We start from the raw sequence: 14,857 nt of genomic DNA, 5'->3' as shown, positions 1-14,857 counted from the left end.
TTGCGCGTTCGCGGCAACCTTAGTCTGCAAAGTGATCCCATCCCACGGAGCCAGCGGGCCGTCCCGCGATCGTCACGCCGGGCGCCTTGTCAGCACCGCAGGCCTGTACTGAGCCTATCCCAGTAAACCCGGGCGGCACCTTCGTGCCTGCCGGGAATGTGGCCAGGAGCCCATGGTCCTCCCCGCCGCCCAGTACCCAGGCGCGCGGGTCAGCGCTTAGGAGGGTGGCCGCGGGGCGGAGGGGCTCGGCGAGCTGGCCGAGGTGCCCGGGATCCAGGTCCAGCACAGCGTGGCTGGCCACCGCCATCCTGGTTCCGTCCCGCACCAGGCCGTCGGAAATGTCCATCATCGCTGTGGCGCCGGACATGCGCGCCAGCGGTCCGGCCTGCAGGGGAGGCTCCGGTCGGCACTGAAGGTCAAGCAATGACAGCAATTCCGGTGAAAGTGAACCCACATGATGGGTGGACTCGAGCAGTGCCAGCCCGGCGGCGGCCCAGCCTGCCCGCCCGGCGATGGCCACGGTGTCGCCTGCCCGGGCGCCGGACCGGAGTACTGGCTGGCCGCCGTCTAGCGTGCCGAGGACTGCCACGGTGACGGACAGTTCGCGGCCGCGGCCAAGGTCGCCGCCCGCGACAGAGCAGGCACCCGCGCCCAGCTTGCTGATGGCGGCCGTGAGGCCGTCCGCCAGATCCTCCACCCATCCGACGGGCGTGCCAGGCGGCAGGGTCAGGCTCACCACCATGGACGTTGCCGAGGCACCCATGGCGTTGATGTCACTGAGGTTCTGTGCTGCGGCCTTCCACCCGACGTCGTATCCGGTAGTCCGGTAGCCGTTGTTCCACTCGAGTCGGAAATCCTGGTCCTGGACCTGGGTGTCGATGCTGATGACCGTCCTGCCGTCCGGAACAGCAATGATGGCGGCGTCATCGCCCGGTCCGAGGACCACGGCGGCACTGTGCAAGGCACTGAGTTCCAGGCGCGGGAAAATCCGTGCCAGAAGCTCCGCTTCGGACAGTGCGGCGACAGTCAATGGTGATTGGGGCACGGCACTACGCTACCGCCACGGACCGACATTCTTTGGCTGGCCGGGATTCCGGGCCCGGCCAGCACGTAGTGCGGGGCGTCACTCGGCGGTCAGCCCGGCTCCCGCGGAACGATAGGCTTGAACGATGCATTACCCGCCTGCCCAGAAACCTGCCCAGAAACCCGTCCGCAGGCTGGCAGTGGCAGTGGCCGCCGCGCTGACTGGACTGGTGCTGGGTGGCTGTTCACCCGCCGTCGATGTTGTCCCCGCCGCCGACGCAGCCAATCCGGCCTGCGCCCCCATGATGGTGGCCCTTCCGGACGCGATCGGCGACGCCCGCCTGCGGAAGACGAACAGCCAGGCCACCGCCGCCTGGGGCGACCCGTCGCAGGTGGTCCTGCGGTGCGGCGTCAATGTCCCCGGACCCACCACGGACCGCTGCGTCAGCGTCAACGACGTCGACTGGGTCATCAAGGAGGGCAGCCCCGTGTGGACACTGACCACCTACGGCCGGGAACCCGCCACGGAAATCCTGATGGATCCGGACAAGATCAGCTCGGCCACCGTGCTGGCTGACCTGTCCGCCGCAGCCGCGAAGATCAAGGCCAGCCGCAACTGCGTGGGCCAGGACGATCTGCAGGACCTGCCCACCAGCAAGTAGCGGGCCGGGCCCACGCCTCAGCGCAGGCCGGTCTTGCGGGTCAGCGCCAGGTGGATCAGCTCGTCGATCAGGTCCGGATAGCTCAGTCCGGTGGCCGCCCACATCTGCGGGTACATGCTCTTCGGCGTGAATCCGGGCATCGTGTTGATCTCGTTGATGATGAGGTCGCCGTCGGGCGTATAGAAGAAGTCCACCCGGCTCAGGCCTTCAGCCCCCACAGAGTCGAACGCCGCGGCAGCGAGCTCGCGGACGCGGGCAATCGCTTCCCCGGGCATGTCCGCGGGGCAGCTCAGGGCGGCCGCGTCATCCACGTACTTGGCCTGGAAGTCGTAGAACTCGTGCCCGCCGCCGGCCACGGAGATCTCTCCGGGCAGGGACGTGCGGGGCGCATCGCCACCGCGGCCCTCGAGCACGGCGCATTCGATTTCCCGGCCCACGATGCCGGCCTCGATCACCAGTTTCGGATCATGTTCGCGGGCCGCCTCTATCGCGGCGTCCAGGCCGTCAAGCGAGTCCACCTTGGAGATCCCCATCGAGGATCCGGCGCGGGCGGGCTTGACGAACACCGGGAAGCCCAGCAGGTCAACCTGCTTGCGGACAGACTCGGGGTCATTGCGCCACTGCCTGTCGGTCACGGCGATGTACGGGCCCACTTTCAGGCCTGCGGCCTCGAAGACCACTTTCATGAAGTGCTTGTCCATGCCCACCGCCGAGGCGAGTACGCCGGCACCGACATAGCGGGTGTCGGAGAGCTCCAGAAGCCCCTGGATGGTGCCGTCCTCGCCGAACGGCCCATGCAGCAGCGGGAACACCACGTCCACGGATCCAAGTTCCTGCGGCACCTCGTTGGGAGCCGTCACGATGAGCTGGTGCTCTCCCCCGATCTCCGTGATGCTCACTGTCCGGGCGGACGGGGCGACCTCCGGAAGCGACGTTGCCGACAGGGACCACTGTGCCGTGTCTCCCGGCGCGAGGACCCACTGGCCGGACTTGGCAATGCCGATGGGAACGACGTCGTACTTGTTCCGGTCGATAGCCCCCAGCACTCCGGCAGCGGTCACGCAGCTGACGGCGTGCTCGCTGGAGCGGCCGCCAAAGAGGACGGCCACGCGCGGCTTGGGCTGGCTGCCGCCAAGGGCGGCCTTGCTCTGGCTGGTGTTGTCCACTGCGGTCAAGTTTTCTTCCGACACTGTCAGTAATCGCCTTCGGCTTTAAGTTCCCGGGACAGCAGCAGCGGCCCGAGTTGGTCAACGGACAATTTTCCGGCGAGGACCGCGACGACGGCCGCCGTGATGGGCATCTCGACGCCGAGCTTGCCGGCCAGTTCGTGGACGGCCTGGCCGGACTTGATGCCTTCTGCGGTCTGGGTCATTTTCTGCGCGACCTCGTCCAGGGTCAGGCCCTGTCCCAGCAGGCGGCCGGCAGTGTGGTTCCGGGACAGCGGTGACGAGCACGTGGCCACCAGGTCCCCAAGCCCGGCCAGGCCGGCCATCGTGTGGGCCTTCCCGCCGAGCGCCAGGGCCAGCCGGGATGTTTCTGCCAGGCCGCGGGTAATGACGGAAGCCTTGGTGTTGTCCCCCATCTGCTTTCCCTCACATATGCCCACGGCCAGCGCGATGACGTTCTTGACGATGCCGCCGATCTCGACACCCACTATGTCCGAGGTGGTGTAGGGGCGGAAGTAGGGGGCCGTGCAGCTTCTGGCGATCCAGCCGGCGACGGCGGAGTCAGGGCAGGCGACAACCGAGGCCGTGGGCTCCTCCCGGGCGATCTCCATGGCCAGGTTGGGGCCGGAGACGACGGCGATCCGGTCGGCTGGGATGTCCAGTTCCTCAGCAATCACCTCGCTCATCCGGGCGTCGGTGCCCAGCTCAAGGCCCTTCATCAGGGACACCACGAGGGCGTCGGGCCCGATCAGGGGCTTCCACTTGCGCAGCTGGAGGCGCAGGGACTGTGCCGGTACGGCAAGGACAACCAGGTCGGCCCCGGACAGCGCGTCCGCCACGTCCGTGGAGGCGGAGATGCTCGGCGGAAGGTCAATGTCTGCCAAGTACTGTGGGTTGCGGTGGTTGCCGTTGATCTCGGCTACGACTTCCTCCCGGCGCCCCCAGAGCCGGATGCTGCGCTCCACCGCGGAGGCGGTGGCGGCGTCGGCCAGGATTTTCGCGAACGTGGTACCCCAAGAGCCGGCGCCCAGGACCGCCACGGACACGGCGGAGCCGGGCCGGGCGTGCACAGGCGTCACTTCCCGCCCCGCTCGACGTCGCGGCCGTGCTTCGTCTGGTTGTGGGCGGTAGGGTCCCAGCGCCGGGCCGGCGGCTGCTCTCCGCGGAGTTCGGCCAGGAGTCCGGTGACGGCATCCATGATGACGTCGGTGGCTTCCGACAGCGTGGCCTTGTCCCGGGGCCGGCCCGCGAAGCGCGAGAGGTCGACGGGGTCGCCGATCCGGATCCTGGAGGTCTTGCGCGGGAACAGGTGGAAGCGCTTCGCGTAGCGGGGAAAGAGCTCGTGCGCGCCCCAGTGCGCCATCGGCACCACGGGGATGCCGCTTTCGAGGGCCAGGCGGGCGGCGCCGGTGTGGCCCTTCATCGGCCAAAGGTCGGGGTCGCGGGTCAGCGTACCCTCGGGGTAGATGATGATCGCTCCGCCCTCGGCCACAACCTCCTGGGCGAGCTGCAGCGAGCGGTTAGCCCCCGCCGTCGAGCGTTCAACCGGAATCTGCTTGGTGGCACGCAGTACGGCACCCACCACCGGGACCTTGAAGAGGCCCGACTTCGCCAGGAAGTGCGGGGCGCGTTTGTTGCTGTACAGCATGTGCCCGATCACGAGGGGGTCGATCTCGGTGCAGTGGTTGGGCACGGCGATGAAGCCGCCCGCGGGAAGCTTGTCCGTACCCTCCCATTTTTTGTTCATGATCAGGTTCAGGACCGGCCGGACAATGCCGGCGATAATCACGAACGTTGTATGGCTTTTGGCCGATTCTTTCACCGGGCCCCCGCTACTTCGCCGACGAAATGTCGAAGTCGGCGCCGAGCCCGGCCAGCTTCTCCGTGAACCGCTCGTAGCCGCGGTTGATGATGTCGATTCCGGTGACCCGGGAAGTTCCCGTGGCGGCCAGGGCGGCGATCAGGTGGCTGAAGCCGCCGCGGAGGTCAGGCACGTCGATGTCGGTTCCCTTGAGCTGGGTGGGGCCCGAGATCACGGCGGAATGCAGGAAGTTCCGCTGACCGAAGCGGCACGGCACGCTGCCCAGGCATTCGCGGTGCACCTGGATGCTGGCGCCCATGCGGATGAGGGCTTCGGTGAAGCCGAAGCGGTTCTCGTAGACCGTCTCGTGCACGATGGATACGCCTTCGGCCTGGGTCAGGGCTACGACGAGGGGCTGCTGCCAGTCGGTCATGAAACCAGGGTGGACGTCCGTTTCGAGGACGAGGGGGCTGAGCTTGCCGCCGCGGTGGTAGAAGCGGATGCCGTCCTCGCCGATGTCCATGCCGCCGCCCACCTTGCGGAAGGTGTTCAGGAAGGTCATCATGTCCCGCTGGGAGGCGCCTTCGACGAAGATGTCGCCGCGTGTCACCAGCGCCGCGGACGCCCAGGAGGCCGACTCGTTGCGGTCCGACAGCGCGCGGTGGTTATAGCCGCCCAACTCGCGGACACCCTCGATCCGGATGGTGCGGTCCGTCTGGACGCTGATGATGGCGCCCATCTTCTGCAGCACGGCGATGAGGTCAACAATTTCGGGCTCGGTGGCGGCACCGGAGAGCTCGGTGATGCCTTCGGCGCGCGTTGCACTCAGGAGAACCTGCTCCGTGGCGCCGACGGAAGGATACGGCAGGGAAATCTTGGCCCCGCGCAGCCCCTTGGGCGCCGAAATGTGAATGCCGCCCGGACGCTTTTCGACGACGGCGCCAAACTGCCGCAGCACGTTCAGGTGGTAGTCGATGGGCCGGTCGCCGATCTTGCAGCCGCCCAGGTCCGGGATGAAGGCTTCGCCTACCGCGTGGATCAGGGGACCGCACAGCAGGATGGGGATCCGGGAGTCGCCGGCGTGGGCATCTATGGCCGTGCTCGGCGCAGTCTTGGCAGCCTTGGGATCCAGGGTCAGGTCACCGGTGACGGGGTCCTTGTCGACGGTCACGCCGTGGAGCTGGAGCAGGCTGGTGACTACCTCGACGTCCTTGATTTCCGGAACGTTCCGCAGCACGGAAGGCTCGTTGCCCAGCAGCGCGGCCACCATGGCCTTGGGCACAAGGTTCTTGGCACCGCGGACGGTGACACGGCCAGTTAGCGGGACGCCTCCGCGGATTGTCAGAACACTACTCATTTACCGGTTTCCTCACGACTACTCGCCCCCAAATCCTTACAAAGGCACCAGCTAAGCATATGAGTTCGCGTTACCGAACCGAAATACTGACGCGGGCGCGTGGGGACCAATGGCCGGACCGGGGGCAGCGGAAAGGCCCGCCGCGGCTATGCACGGCGGGCCTTTTGGCGATGCTTACTAGGAATCGGTCAGGAAGTCCTGGCCGGGAGTGTGAGCGGCTTGAAGGAGGGCCTGGTGGCTTCGTAGGCCGTGATGTCCTCCTCGTGCTGCAGGGTCAGCCCGATGTCATCGAGGCCCTCGAGCAGGCGCCAGCGCGTGTAGTCGTCGATCTCGAATGGCGCAACCACGTTGCCGCAGGTGACGGTCTTGGAGGCGAGGTCAACGGTCACCTCGGTTCCGGGTGCGTTCTCGAGGGTCTTCCAGATGAGCTCGATGTCATCCTGGGCAACCTGGGCGGCGAGGAGTCCCTGCTTGCCCGAGTTGCCGCGGAAGATATCGGCGAACCGGGAGGAAAGTACGGCGCGGAAGCCGTAGTCCTTAAGCGCCCAGACGGCGTGCTCACGGGAGGACCCGGTGCCGAAGTCGGGGCCCGCCACCAGGACGGACCCGACGTTGAACGGCTCCTGGTTCAGGATGAAGGAAGGGTCCTTGCGCCACGCTGAGAACAGCGCGTCTTCAAAGCCGGTGCGGGTGATTCGCTTGAGGTACACGGCGGGGATGATCTGGTCCGTGTCAACGTTGCTTTGGCGCAGCGGGACGCCGATACCGGTGTGGGTGGTGAACTTTTCCATGGCGTCTTCCTAGGCGGCGTCGGTGGTGAGGGCTGCGGATGCCGGTGCCGGATCGAGGTCCGACGGCGAACTCAGCGTTCCGCGGACGGCCGTGGCGGCTGCAACCACAGGGGAAACAAGGTGCGTGCGGCCGCCCTTGCCCTGTCGGCCTTCAAAGTTGCGGTTGGACGTGGAGGCGCACCGCTCCCCCGGCTCCAGCTGGTCCGGGTTCATGCCCAGGCACATGGAGCAGCCGGCAAAACGCCACTCGGCGCCAAAGTCCTTGAAGACCTTGTCCAGGCCTTCGGCCTCGGCTTCGAGGCGTACCCGGGCCGAGCCGGGGACCACCAGCATCCGCACCTTCGGGTCCTTCTCGCGGCCGCGGACGATGTCCGCCGCGGCCCGCAGGTCTTCGATGCGCGAATTGGTGCAGGAGCCCAGGAAGACGGTGTCCACCCGGATCTCCTTCATGGGCGTTCCGGCTGCCAGGCCCATGTACTGCAGGGCGCGCTCCGCAGCGGCCTTGGCGTTCTCGTCGCCGAAGTCCTCCGGGGACGGTACCTTAGCCGACAGCGAGACGCCCTGGCCGGGGTTGGTGCCCCAGGTCACGAACGGTTCGAGGGTGTTGGCGTCCAGGTCAACCTCGACGTCGAAGACGGCGTCCTCGTCCGTGCGCAGCGTGTTCCAGTAGTCGACGGCGGCGTCCCACTCGGCGCCCTGCGGTGCGTGCGGGCGGCCGCTCATGTAGGCGTAGGTGGTCTCATCCGGAGCCACCATGCCGGCGCGGGCGCCTGCTTCGATGGACATGTTGCAGATGGTCATGCGGGCGTCCATGGACAGCGCGCGGATGGCCGCGCCCCGGTACTCCAGGACGTAGCCCTGGCCGCCGCCGGTGCCGATCTTGGCGATGACGGCCAGGATGATGTCCTTGGCGGTCACGCCGGGGCGCAGCGTGCCCTCGACGTTGATGGCCATGGTCTTGAAGGGCTTGAGGGACAGCGTCTGGGTGGCCATGACGTGCTCCACCTCGGACGTGCCGATGCCCATCGCCAGCGCGCCGAACGCGCCGTGCGTGGACGTGTGCGAGTCGCCGCACACCACGGTCATTCCGGGCTGGGTCAGTCCAAGCTGCGGACCCACAACGTGCACGATGCCCTGCTCGGCGTCGCCAAGGGAATGCAGGCGGACGCCGAACTCCTCGCAGTTGTTGCGCAGGGTCTGGATCTGGGTCCGACTGGTAAGATCGGCGATCGGCTTGTCGATGTCCAGCGTCGGGGTGTTGTGGTCCTCGGTGGCGATGGTGAGGTCCGGGCGGCGCAGCTTGCGGCCGGCCAGGCGGAGACCCTCGAAGGCCTGCGGGGAGGTCACCTCATGGACGAGGTGGAGGTCGATGTACAGAAGGTCCGGCTGGGCGTTGGCGCCTTCGCCGTCGCCTTTGCGCACCACGTGCGCATCCCAGACTTTCTCGGCCAATGTTTTGGCCATGGCCATCTCCCTTCGATGCTGTTTGCTGTCAGATCCACTGAAACAGCAGACCCCTGTAATAAGCCAGTCAAATGATTTGCATCTCAGATAATGAGACGGCAATATCAATACATGGACAATTCTAGTGGAGTCGGTGTCATTGATAAAGCAGCTCAGGTGCTCGACGCACTTGAGGCCGGGCCCACGACTCTTGCGCAGCTGGTCGCTGCCACGGGACTGGCGCGGCCCACCGTGCACAGGCTCGCGCTGGCGCTGGTCCACCACCGCCTCGTTAGCCGGGACATCCAGGGCCGCTTCGTCCTCGGCAGCCGCCTCGTTGAGCTTGCCTCCGCCGCCGGCGAGGACAGGCTGATCGCCTCCGCGGGGCCGGTTCTCATGCAGCTTCGCGACGCCACCGGCGAAAGCGCCCAGATTTTCCGCCGTCAGGGCGACTGGCGGGTCTGTGTTGCCTCCGCCGAACGGCCCATCGGGCTGCGCGACACGATTCCCGTGGGGACCCAGCTGTCCATGAAGGCCGGTTCAGCCGCCCAGGTCCTGCTCGCCTGGGAAGACCATGACCGCCTCCTGGAGGGCCTGCAGTCCGCGCGGTTCACGCCCACCGTTCTGGCGGGAGTACGACGGCGGGGCTGGGGCCAGAGCCTGGGCGAGCGGGAGCCCGGGGTCGCCTCAGTCTCGGCACCCGTGCGCGGACCGTCCGGCAGGGTCATCGCCGCCGTCTCCATCTCCGGCCCGATCGAGCGCCTCACCAGGCAGCCCGGCCGGCTGCACGCGGAGGTCGTCTGCAACGCCGCCCGCGTCCTGACGGAAGCCCTCCGCAAGAACAACGACTGACGCCACTTAGGGTGGCCACGCAGGCCAGCCCGTTTTCGTTCCAAGGCGGATCCAAAAATCTTTTAGATCTTGCCCGCATCTGATGCTGAATTGGGCCTTTATTGTCGTAGCCCCTTGGCAGACTGTGTTCATGGAGGTCATCGGGAATTCGGCACTGACAGGAGCGGCGCCGCGCGGCGTTGTTCTGCAGGCTGCGGCGGCTCCCGACGGCGTTTTCCGCGTACCTGACGCCACTGGTCTCGACGTCGATCCGTACTTCGGATTGCCGTATGACGAGGATCTCGACGCCGTGTATCCGGCATCCCTCCCGGAGGATCCCTTTCCCGAGGTCCTGTTTGCGGACCGTTCTTTCGACGAGGACTTATTGGCCGGCGGCGCTTTTGACGAAGGGGTTCCCTTCAGTACTGCTACAGCCTCGGGACCGTTGCTCCCTGCAGCTGACCTCACGGCCGACGGTCCCGGGCTGATCAACCAGATCCGCGGCTACGAGAACGTCAAGTGCTGGGCCGCCGCGCAACAGGCCAGGCTTGCCGTCGAGTTCGAGGCGAGACACCGTCAGGAACAAGCTGCACTTGCAGGGCAGGCCGAGCGCAGCACCCTGTCGGCCGAGGACCTGGGAAAGAAGCGCCCCAAAGAAAACACTTCGGGCGTGCCTGAGCAGATCGCGCTGGCCCGCGGGGAATCGCCGAACCGCGGACACCGGCTGCTCGGCATGGCCAAGGCCCTGGTGATCGAGATGCCGCACGCCCTGACAGCCCTGGACACCGGCCAGCTGAACGAAGAAAAAGCCATGTACGTCGTGAAGGAAACGGCCTGCCTGACGGTCGAAGACCGGACCGCCGTCGATGAAGAGTTGGCTGCGGATACGGGAACCTTCACCGGCGCGGGAACCCGGACCATCATCGCTGCTATAAAGGCTGCCGCCACCCGCAGGGACCCCCGCTCCGTCACCCAACGCGCAAGCCACGCCGCGTCAGAACGGTCGGTGAGCCTGCGCCCGGCCCCTGACTGCATGACCTATTTCACCGCCCTGCTGCCGGCCCACCAGGGCGTCGCCGTCTACACGGCACTGACCCGGCATGCCGATGCGCTCCGCTCCGCCGGGGATCCGCGGTCCCGTAACCAAGCCATGGCCGACACCTTCGTCGAATGGACCACCGGCACCCCCGGCGGGATCAGCGGGATAGAGCTCAACCTGGTCATGACCGACCGCACCCTCCTCCAAGCCGACAGCGCACCCGCCCGCCTCACCGGTTACGGCATCGTCCCCGCCACTTGGGCCCGGGAACTCCTCAATCAGGAAGAAGCCCCGGAACGCGCGCCAGAACACCCACGGATGCCGGGAAGGGAACCTCGCGCTGGCAGCTCAAACGCGTCCGACTCCCATGCCGGCCAGAACGATGCTGTGAAGGAACTGAAGATCTGGCTCCGGCGCCTGTACACCGCGCCGGAAACCGGTGACCTGGTGGCCATGGACTCCGGACGGCGGCTCTTCCCGCCTCCGCTGCGCCGTTTCATCCAGGTCCGCGACGACACCTGCCGCACCCCCTACTGCGACGCACCCATCCGCCACCTTGACCACATCATCCCCTGGCACGACGACGGCCCAACATCCCTCGCCAACGGCGCGGGACTCTGCGAAGCGTGCAACCACACCAAAGAACTCCCCGGCTGGAAAGCCCAACCCAGACCAGGACCCCGACACACCTACGGAATCACCACGCCCACTGGACACACCTACCACTCGACGGCACCACCGCTACCAGGAACCGGGCAGTAGTGTGGGCGCATGACCAGCTACGCAGTGTTCCTCCGCGGCATTAACGTGGGCGGCATCAACATCAAGATGGCGGACCTCAAGGAGGCCCTCAAGGCGGGACCGTTCACCGGTGTAAAGACGCTGCTGGCCAGCGGCAACGTGGTGCTGGCCAGCGAACTTGAGCCTGCCGCCGTCAAGAAGGAATTCGAGACGACCCTGCGGAAGGCCTTCGGCTATGACGCCTGGGTGGTGGTGCTGACCTCAGACCGCGTGTCGGAACTCGTTGCGGCCTGCCGCTATCCGGCAGACGACAAAAGCACGCACACCTATCTCACGCTGGCCTCGGACACGGCCGGACTGGACGAGCTGTTCGCCGCGGGGGAAGCCTTGAACGGCGGGGAGCAGGACCGGCTGGGTCCCGAGGCCATGGCCTGGCTGGCGCCTGCCGGCGGCACGCTCGAGAGCCCGTTCAGCAAACTTTCCGCCAAGCCGAAGTACAAGGCCTCCACCACCACCCGAAACCTACGCACCATGATCAAGGTCCGGGACGCCGCGGCAGCCCTGGAGACGGCGGCCGGCTGAGCAGGACTAGCCGGCTGCGGCCCGAAGCGCCGCGTTGAACGCCTCCAGCCGACGGACCTCCGCCTCCACCGGTTCCACCACAAGCCGGCCGGCTACCTCTGCCACGGCGGCGTTGAGCCGCTTCCTGGCCCTCGCGCCGCGGCGCCGCGCGACCCCGGCGGAGATGAATTTGGCCGTCACGGCAAGAAGGATCCCCAGCGCAGCTCCGCCGGCGATCAGCAGGGTGGGGACAGGCCAGCCTTCCACCCGGGGCACCTCCGGAACGGGCAGCTGCAGGTAGCCGAGCCCGGCCAGGACACCCAGCCAGCCCAGCCCCGCCACGACCGCGAGCAGCGCCAGCCACTGGATCACATTAAATGCACCCCACCACCAGGAGCGCCGTCCCGCATCGAGGTCAGCCCCGGCGATGGCCTGGTCAAGGGCATCAGGCAGCCGGTCCCTTCCCGCCCGGGCCGCCGCGCGGATGGATGCCCGCCAGGGACCAGGGGCACCGTCACTGGCGGCGTCGGCAAACTCGCGGACCGCGGCATCGGTCCGCGCACGCTCCGGAGCCCCGGCGGGCGGCAGGGACGTCCGGTTCACCTCTGCGCTGCCGTCCCGGCGCAGGTTGAGCCGGCGGAGCGGATCGGGCCTGAAACGCACAAGCCACCGCGTCACCGGCCAGCCCGTGCGCCGGGTGGACTCGATCCGGTAGGACGCGGACACTGCAGCGGCCACCAGGGGTACGTTGGCCGCCGTCGCCAGTTCATCACCAAGCCGCGCCACGGTCCCGCCCCTTACACCGGCGGCCTCCCCGTGGCCCGCCGCTTCCTCCAGCTGCGCCGCCGCCTTGGTCACGTCCGCGGAAAGCCGCAGAGAGAGCGCCTCCCGCTGCGAGACCACGCGGCGGATGGCGGCTCTGACGCCGTCTACACCCGCTCCGGTCAGTGCCGAGGCCGCCAGGACCTGGACCTTGCCCAGCCCGTCGCGCGCCAGGAGTCCCCGCAGCGATTCCAGCACGGGCGCCACATCCGCTGCCGGAAGCCTGTCCACCTGGTTGAGAACCACCAGCGTGACGGCGCCGTGTGACGCCAGCGGCGCCAGGAAGCCGTTGTGGACAGCGGCGTCGGCGTACTTTTGCGGGTCCAGCACCCAGACCAGGACGTCCACCATCCCCACCAGCCGCTGCACTATCTCCCGGTTCGCGGTACGCGTCGAGTCGAAGTCGGGCAAGTCCAGCAGGATCAGCCCGGCGTCCTCGTCTGCGAAGCCGTCCACCGCATCTGCATGGTGGCGGGCACGGACATCCAGCCAGTCCAGCAGCGGCTCACTGCCGTCGGCGCCCCACACACTCGCCAATGGTTCGGATGTGGTGGGCCGTCGCGCCGCCGCCGTCGCGATTTCAGCGCCGTTCACGGCGTTGAACAGGGTGGATTTTCCGCTTCCCGTCGCCCCGAAGAAGCCCACCACCGTGTGGTCGGCAGAGAGCGCCCGGCGTGACGTGGCGCGTTCCAGCACACCGAGGACGTCCTCGAGGGCGGCGCCGGGAAGCACGCCTTGGGCCAGTTCCCGGGCCGTGCCCAAAGCCTCGAGGCGGCCCTGCAGCCGCGTCTCTTCCTTCGCCCTCCCCCGCCGGTTCACGTGGCGTCCGCCAACCGTGTGAGCGCCCGTGCGTGTTCGGCGAGCCCGACGGCGGCCTGCCCGGCCTCCGGGGCCAGACGGTCCAAAAAGCGCTCCTGCTCTGCCGCCAGCAGGCTTCTGCACCTGCTGCTCAAATCGTCACGCGCGGTACGTGCAAGCCTTCGCACGGCGTCCTCGCCGAAGACGGCCTCGAGCAGTTTCTGGCCCACGACGGCGGTACCTCCGGCGACGCCGATCTCAAGGCCGGTCAGCCCGGCAGTCATGGAGAACACCACGACCATCAGGGCCGCCCCGAGGCCGTTGATACCGAATGAGAGCCAGCGCGCCTGGGTCCGCTTGTCCTGCCCTTCGGTCCTGATCAGTTCCATGAGGCCGGCCTGCCAGTCGCGTATTTCCGCCGCCACAAGGTCCGCAAAACCGGGGCTCGTACCCGAGAGGTCGTCCGTGCCCAGAAGCTGCCGGCCCGCGGGATCCGAGCGCCAGCGCTGGTCTGCGTCCTCCGCCGCCTTGGCAGCTTCATCCACGATGACGGCATGGAGCCCTGTCTCAATGGCGGTTTCCACTTGCACTGCGGGCGCGGGCTCGCCGCGGAAGAACGCCCCGAGCCGGTCGCGGAACCGCCCCACGTTCTGCTCCAGGCTGCGGAAGAACTCACCCGTTCCCACAAAATCCTGCCAGCGGGCCAGGACCTCGCCGCGCAGGAGCGCCCCGTCCTTGGTGGCGTCGATGATCCGGGTTCCCGCGTCCTGGTAGGCGGCCCGCACGTCGTCGCCCAGCAGGGCGGCCGCGCGGCCCTGCTCAGCGGCGGCGTCGGCGATTCGGCCCACACGCCGGCCAAGGTCCCGTACGGCGCCGTGCAGCGTCCGCCGTGCGATGTCAGCGCGCGCTGCGGCGTCGTCGGCAAGGCCGCGGAGCCAGGCTTTCAGGGGTTGCACGGTTTCGGGCGGAAGCATGCCGGAGCTGCCGAGGGCGACTTCCGGGATGACAAACAGGCGGGCGGCACCAAGGCCTTCCCTGGCCAGCATGCTGCGAAGGTCCTCGCTCACTTCAGCTTCCGCCGCCGGAGGCACGCGGTCGAGGACCACCGCCACCATGATGTCCCTCGACGCCGCGTTCAGCAGCAGCTTCCACGGAACGGCGTCAGCGTAGCGGTTGGCGGTGGTCACGAAGATCCACAGGTCGGCGGCCGCCAGCAGCTGCCCGGCGAGCCTGCGGTTCTCGTCGGAGACGGAGTCCACGTCCGGGGCATCGAGCAGTGCGATGCCCTCGGGCACGGCAGGCTCGCCCACCAGGACCAATGACGTGACGGGCGCGCTGTCCGTTGACGGCCCGGCCGGGCCGGCGGGGCCAGCAGCAGCGGCAGGCGTGGCGGCGCCCGGGACTATGGTTCCGCGAATCCGACTGAGGCCGGGAAGTACCCGCTGGTCATCAAACCAGTCGGCTTCCGATGGGTGGTGCAGGAGGATGGGCTGGCGGGTGGTGGGCCGGATGGCGCCGGCCCGCGTCACCGGATGGCCCACCAGCGCGTTAACGAGTGTCGACTTGCCTGCACCTGTTGAACCGCCGACGACGGCCAACAGCGGAGCATCCAGGCTGCGGTAGCGGGGCAGGACGTAGTCATCGAGCTGGGCCACGGAGTTCCGGATCTCCAGCCGCGCCTGTTCGGCCGTCGGCAGGGCGAGCGGCAACGAGACGGCTGCCAGATCGCGGCGGACGTCCTCCAGGAGGCGTACGCCGGCAGGCTGCGCTTCCATGTCCTGGTCCTGGGTTGGCGGGATCCGGTCGGAGGTCACAGCCTCAT

13 protein-coding genes are annotated in these 14,857 nt (G+C 67.8%); 4 read left to right on the top strand and 9 right to left on the bottom strand.

All coding sequences use genetic code 11. From position 1 onward, the window contains the following. Positions 1-19: 19 nt before the first annotated feature. Positions 20-1,045: a thiamine-phosphate kinase gene (gene thiL / locus DBZ45_RS22350; protein WP_111905976.1), complete on the bottom strand. Its 1,026-nt coding sequence runs from the start codon at positions 1,043-1,045 to the stop codon at positions 20-22. Between the two features lie 124 nt (positions 1,046-1,169). Between thiL and DBZ45_RS22345 the strand changes: the two genes are divergently transcribed. Then, the gene (locus DBZ45_RS22345; protein ID WP_111905975.1) at positions 1,170-1,685 is read left to right on the top strand and encodes a DUF3515 family protein; all 516 of its coding nucleotides are present in this window, start codon (positions 1,170-1,172) and stop codon (positions 1,683-1,685) included. A gap of 17 nt (positions 1,686-1,702) precedes the next feature. On the opposite strand, the gene DBZ45_RS22340 is transcribed toward DBZ45_RS22345, so the two are convergent. The 6 genes from DBZ45_RS22340 to leuC form a co-directional block, all read right to left on the bottom strand. Beyond that, the gene (locus DBZ45_RS22340) at positions 1,703-2,851 is read right to left on the bottom strand and encodes a D-alanine--D-alanine ligase family protein (RefSeq protein WP_111906033.1); all 1,149 of its coding nucleotides are present in this window, start codon (positions 2,849-2,851) and stop codon (positions 1,703-1,705) included. A 26-nt stretch (positions 2,852-2,877) separates the two neighbouring features. Next, positions 2,878-3,930: an NAD(P)H-dependent glycerol-3-phosphate dehydrogenase gene (locus DBZ45_RS22335; protein ID WP_111905974.1), complete on the bottom strand. Its 1,053-nt coding sequence runs from the start codon at positions 3,928-3,930 to the stop codon at positions 2,878-2,880. Next, positions 3,927-4,673, bottom strand: coding sequence for a lysophospholipid acyltransferase family protein (locus DBZ45_RS22330; RefSeq protein ID WP_111905973.1), 747 nt, complete (start codon positions 4,671-4,673; stop codon positions 3,927-3,929). The genes DBZ45_RS22335 and DBZ45_RS22330 overlap by 4 nt, the downstream gene beginning before the upstream one ends. A gap of 10 nt (positions 4,674-4,683) precedes the next feature. After that, a complete protein-coding gene (gene murA / locus DBZ45_RS22325) occupies positions 4,684-6,009 on the bottom strand; it encodes a UDP-N-acetylglucosamine 1-carboxyvinyltransferase (protein ID WP_111905972.1) in 1,326 nt (441 codons plus the stop codon). Between the two features lie 188 nt (positions 6,010-6,197). Further along, a complete protein-coding gene (gene leuD, locus DBZ45_RS22320) occupies positions 6,198-6,800 on the bottom strand; it encodes a 3-isopropylmalate dehydratase small subunit (protein ID WP_111905971.1) in 603 nt (200 codons plus the stop codon). A 9-nt stretch (positions 6,801-6,809) separates the two neighbouring features. Further along, on the bottom strand, positions 6,810-8,264 hold the full coding sequence (leuC, locus tag DBZ45_RS22315) for a 3-isopropylmalate dehydratase large subunit (RefSeq protein WP_111906032.1): 1,455 nt from the start codon (positions 8,262-8,264) through the stop codon (positions 6,810-6,812). Positions 8,265-8,375: 111 nt separating this feature from the next. Between leuC and DBZ45_RS22310 the strand changes: the two genes are divergently transcribed. The 3 genes from DBZ45_RS22310 (at position 8,376) to DBZ45_RS22300 (ending at position 11,436) form a co-directional block, all read left to right on the top strand. Beyond that, on the top strand, positions 8,376-9,095 hold the full coding sequence (locus DBZ45_RS22310; protein WP_043420062.1) for an IclR family transcriptional regulator: 720 nt from the start codon (positions 8,376-8,378) through the stop codon (positions 9,093-9,095). Positions 9,096-9,225: 130 nt separating this feature from the next. Further along, positions 9,226-10,875, top strand: a complete 1,650-nt coding sequence (locus tag DBZ45_RS22305; protein WP_111906031.1) for an HNH endonuclease — start codon at positions 9,226-9,228, stop codon at positions 10,873-10,875. A gap of 9 nt (positions 10,876-10,884) precedes the next feature. Then, on the top strand, positions 10,885-11,436 hold the full coding sequence (locus DBZ45_RS22300; RefSeq protein WP_111905970.1) for a DUF1697 domain-containing protein: 552 nt from the start codon (positions 10,885-10,887) through the stop codon (positions 11,434-11,436). Between the two features lie 6 nt (positions 11,437-11,442). Here the strand turns inward: DBZ45_RS22300 and DBZ45_RS22295 are convergent, their stop codons facing one another. After that, positions 11,443-13,056, bottom strand: a complete 1,614-nt coding sequence (locus DBZ45_RS22295; protein ID WP_111905969.1) for a GTPase — start codon at positions 13,054-13,056, stop codon at positions 11,443-11,445. Continuing rightward, positions 13,053-14,810 carry a dynamin family protein gene (locus DBZ45_RS22290; RefSeq protein ID WP_111906030.1) on the bottom strand — a complete coding sequence of 586 codons (1,758 nt, stop codon included), beginning with the start codon at positions 14,808-14,810 and terminating at the stop codon, positions 13,053-13,055. Before DBZ45_RS22290 ends, DBZ45_RS22295 begins: the two co-directional genes overlap by 4 nt. Positions 14,811-14,857: the final 47 nt, after the last annotated feature.

Source organism: Arthrobacter globiformis (assembly GCF_003261175.1).
In the GTDB taxonomy this organism is placed as follows: Bacteria; Actinomycetota; Actinomycetes; order Actinomycetales; family Micrococcaceae; genus Arthrobacter; species Arthrobacter globiformis_A.
The sequence above is the reverse complement of the archived record's forward strand: the minus strand, read 5'-3'. Positions and strand labels throughout refer to the sequence as shown.

Excerpts from the sequence above, each read along its gene's own strand:
- DBZ45_RS22290 (WP_111906030.1), bottom strand. The coding sequence starts at position 14,810 with ATGGAAGCGCAGCCTGCCGGCGTACGCCTCCTGGAGGACGTCCGCCGC.
- DBZ45_RS22305 (WP_111906031.1), top strand. The coding sequence starts at position 9,226 with ATGGAGGTCATCGGGAATTCGGCACTGACAGGAGCGGCGCCGCGCGGC.
- DBZ45_RS22300 (WP_111905970.1), top strand. The coding sequence starts at position 10,885 with ATGACCAGCTACGCAGTGTTCCTCCGCGGCATTAACGTGGGCGGCATC.
- DBZ45_RS22310 (WP_043420062.1), top strand. The coding sequence starts at position 8,376 with ATGGACAATTCTAGTGGAGTCGGTGTCATTGATAAAGCAGCTCAGGTG.
- leuD (WP_111905971.1), bottom strand. The coding sequence starts at position 6,800 with ATGGAAAAGTTCACCACCCACACCGGTATCGGCGTCCCGCTGCGCCAA.
- leuC (WP_111906032.1), bottom strand. The coding sequence starts at position 8,264 with ATGGCCAAAACATTGGCCGAGAAAGTCTGGGATGCGCACGTGGTGCGC.
- DBZ45_RS22345 (WP_111905975.1), top strand. The coding sequence starts at position 1,170 with ATGCATTACCCGCCTGCCCAGAAACCTGCCCAGAAACCCGTCCGCAGG.
- murA (WP_111905972.1), bottom strand. The coding sequence starts at position 6,009 with ATGAGTAGTGTTCTGACAATCCGCGGAGGCGTCCCGCTAACTGGCCGT.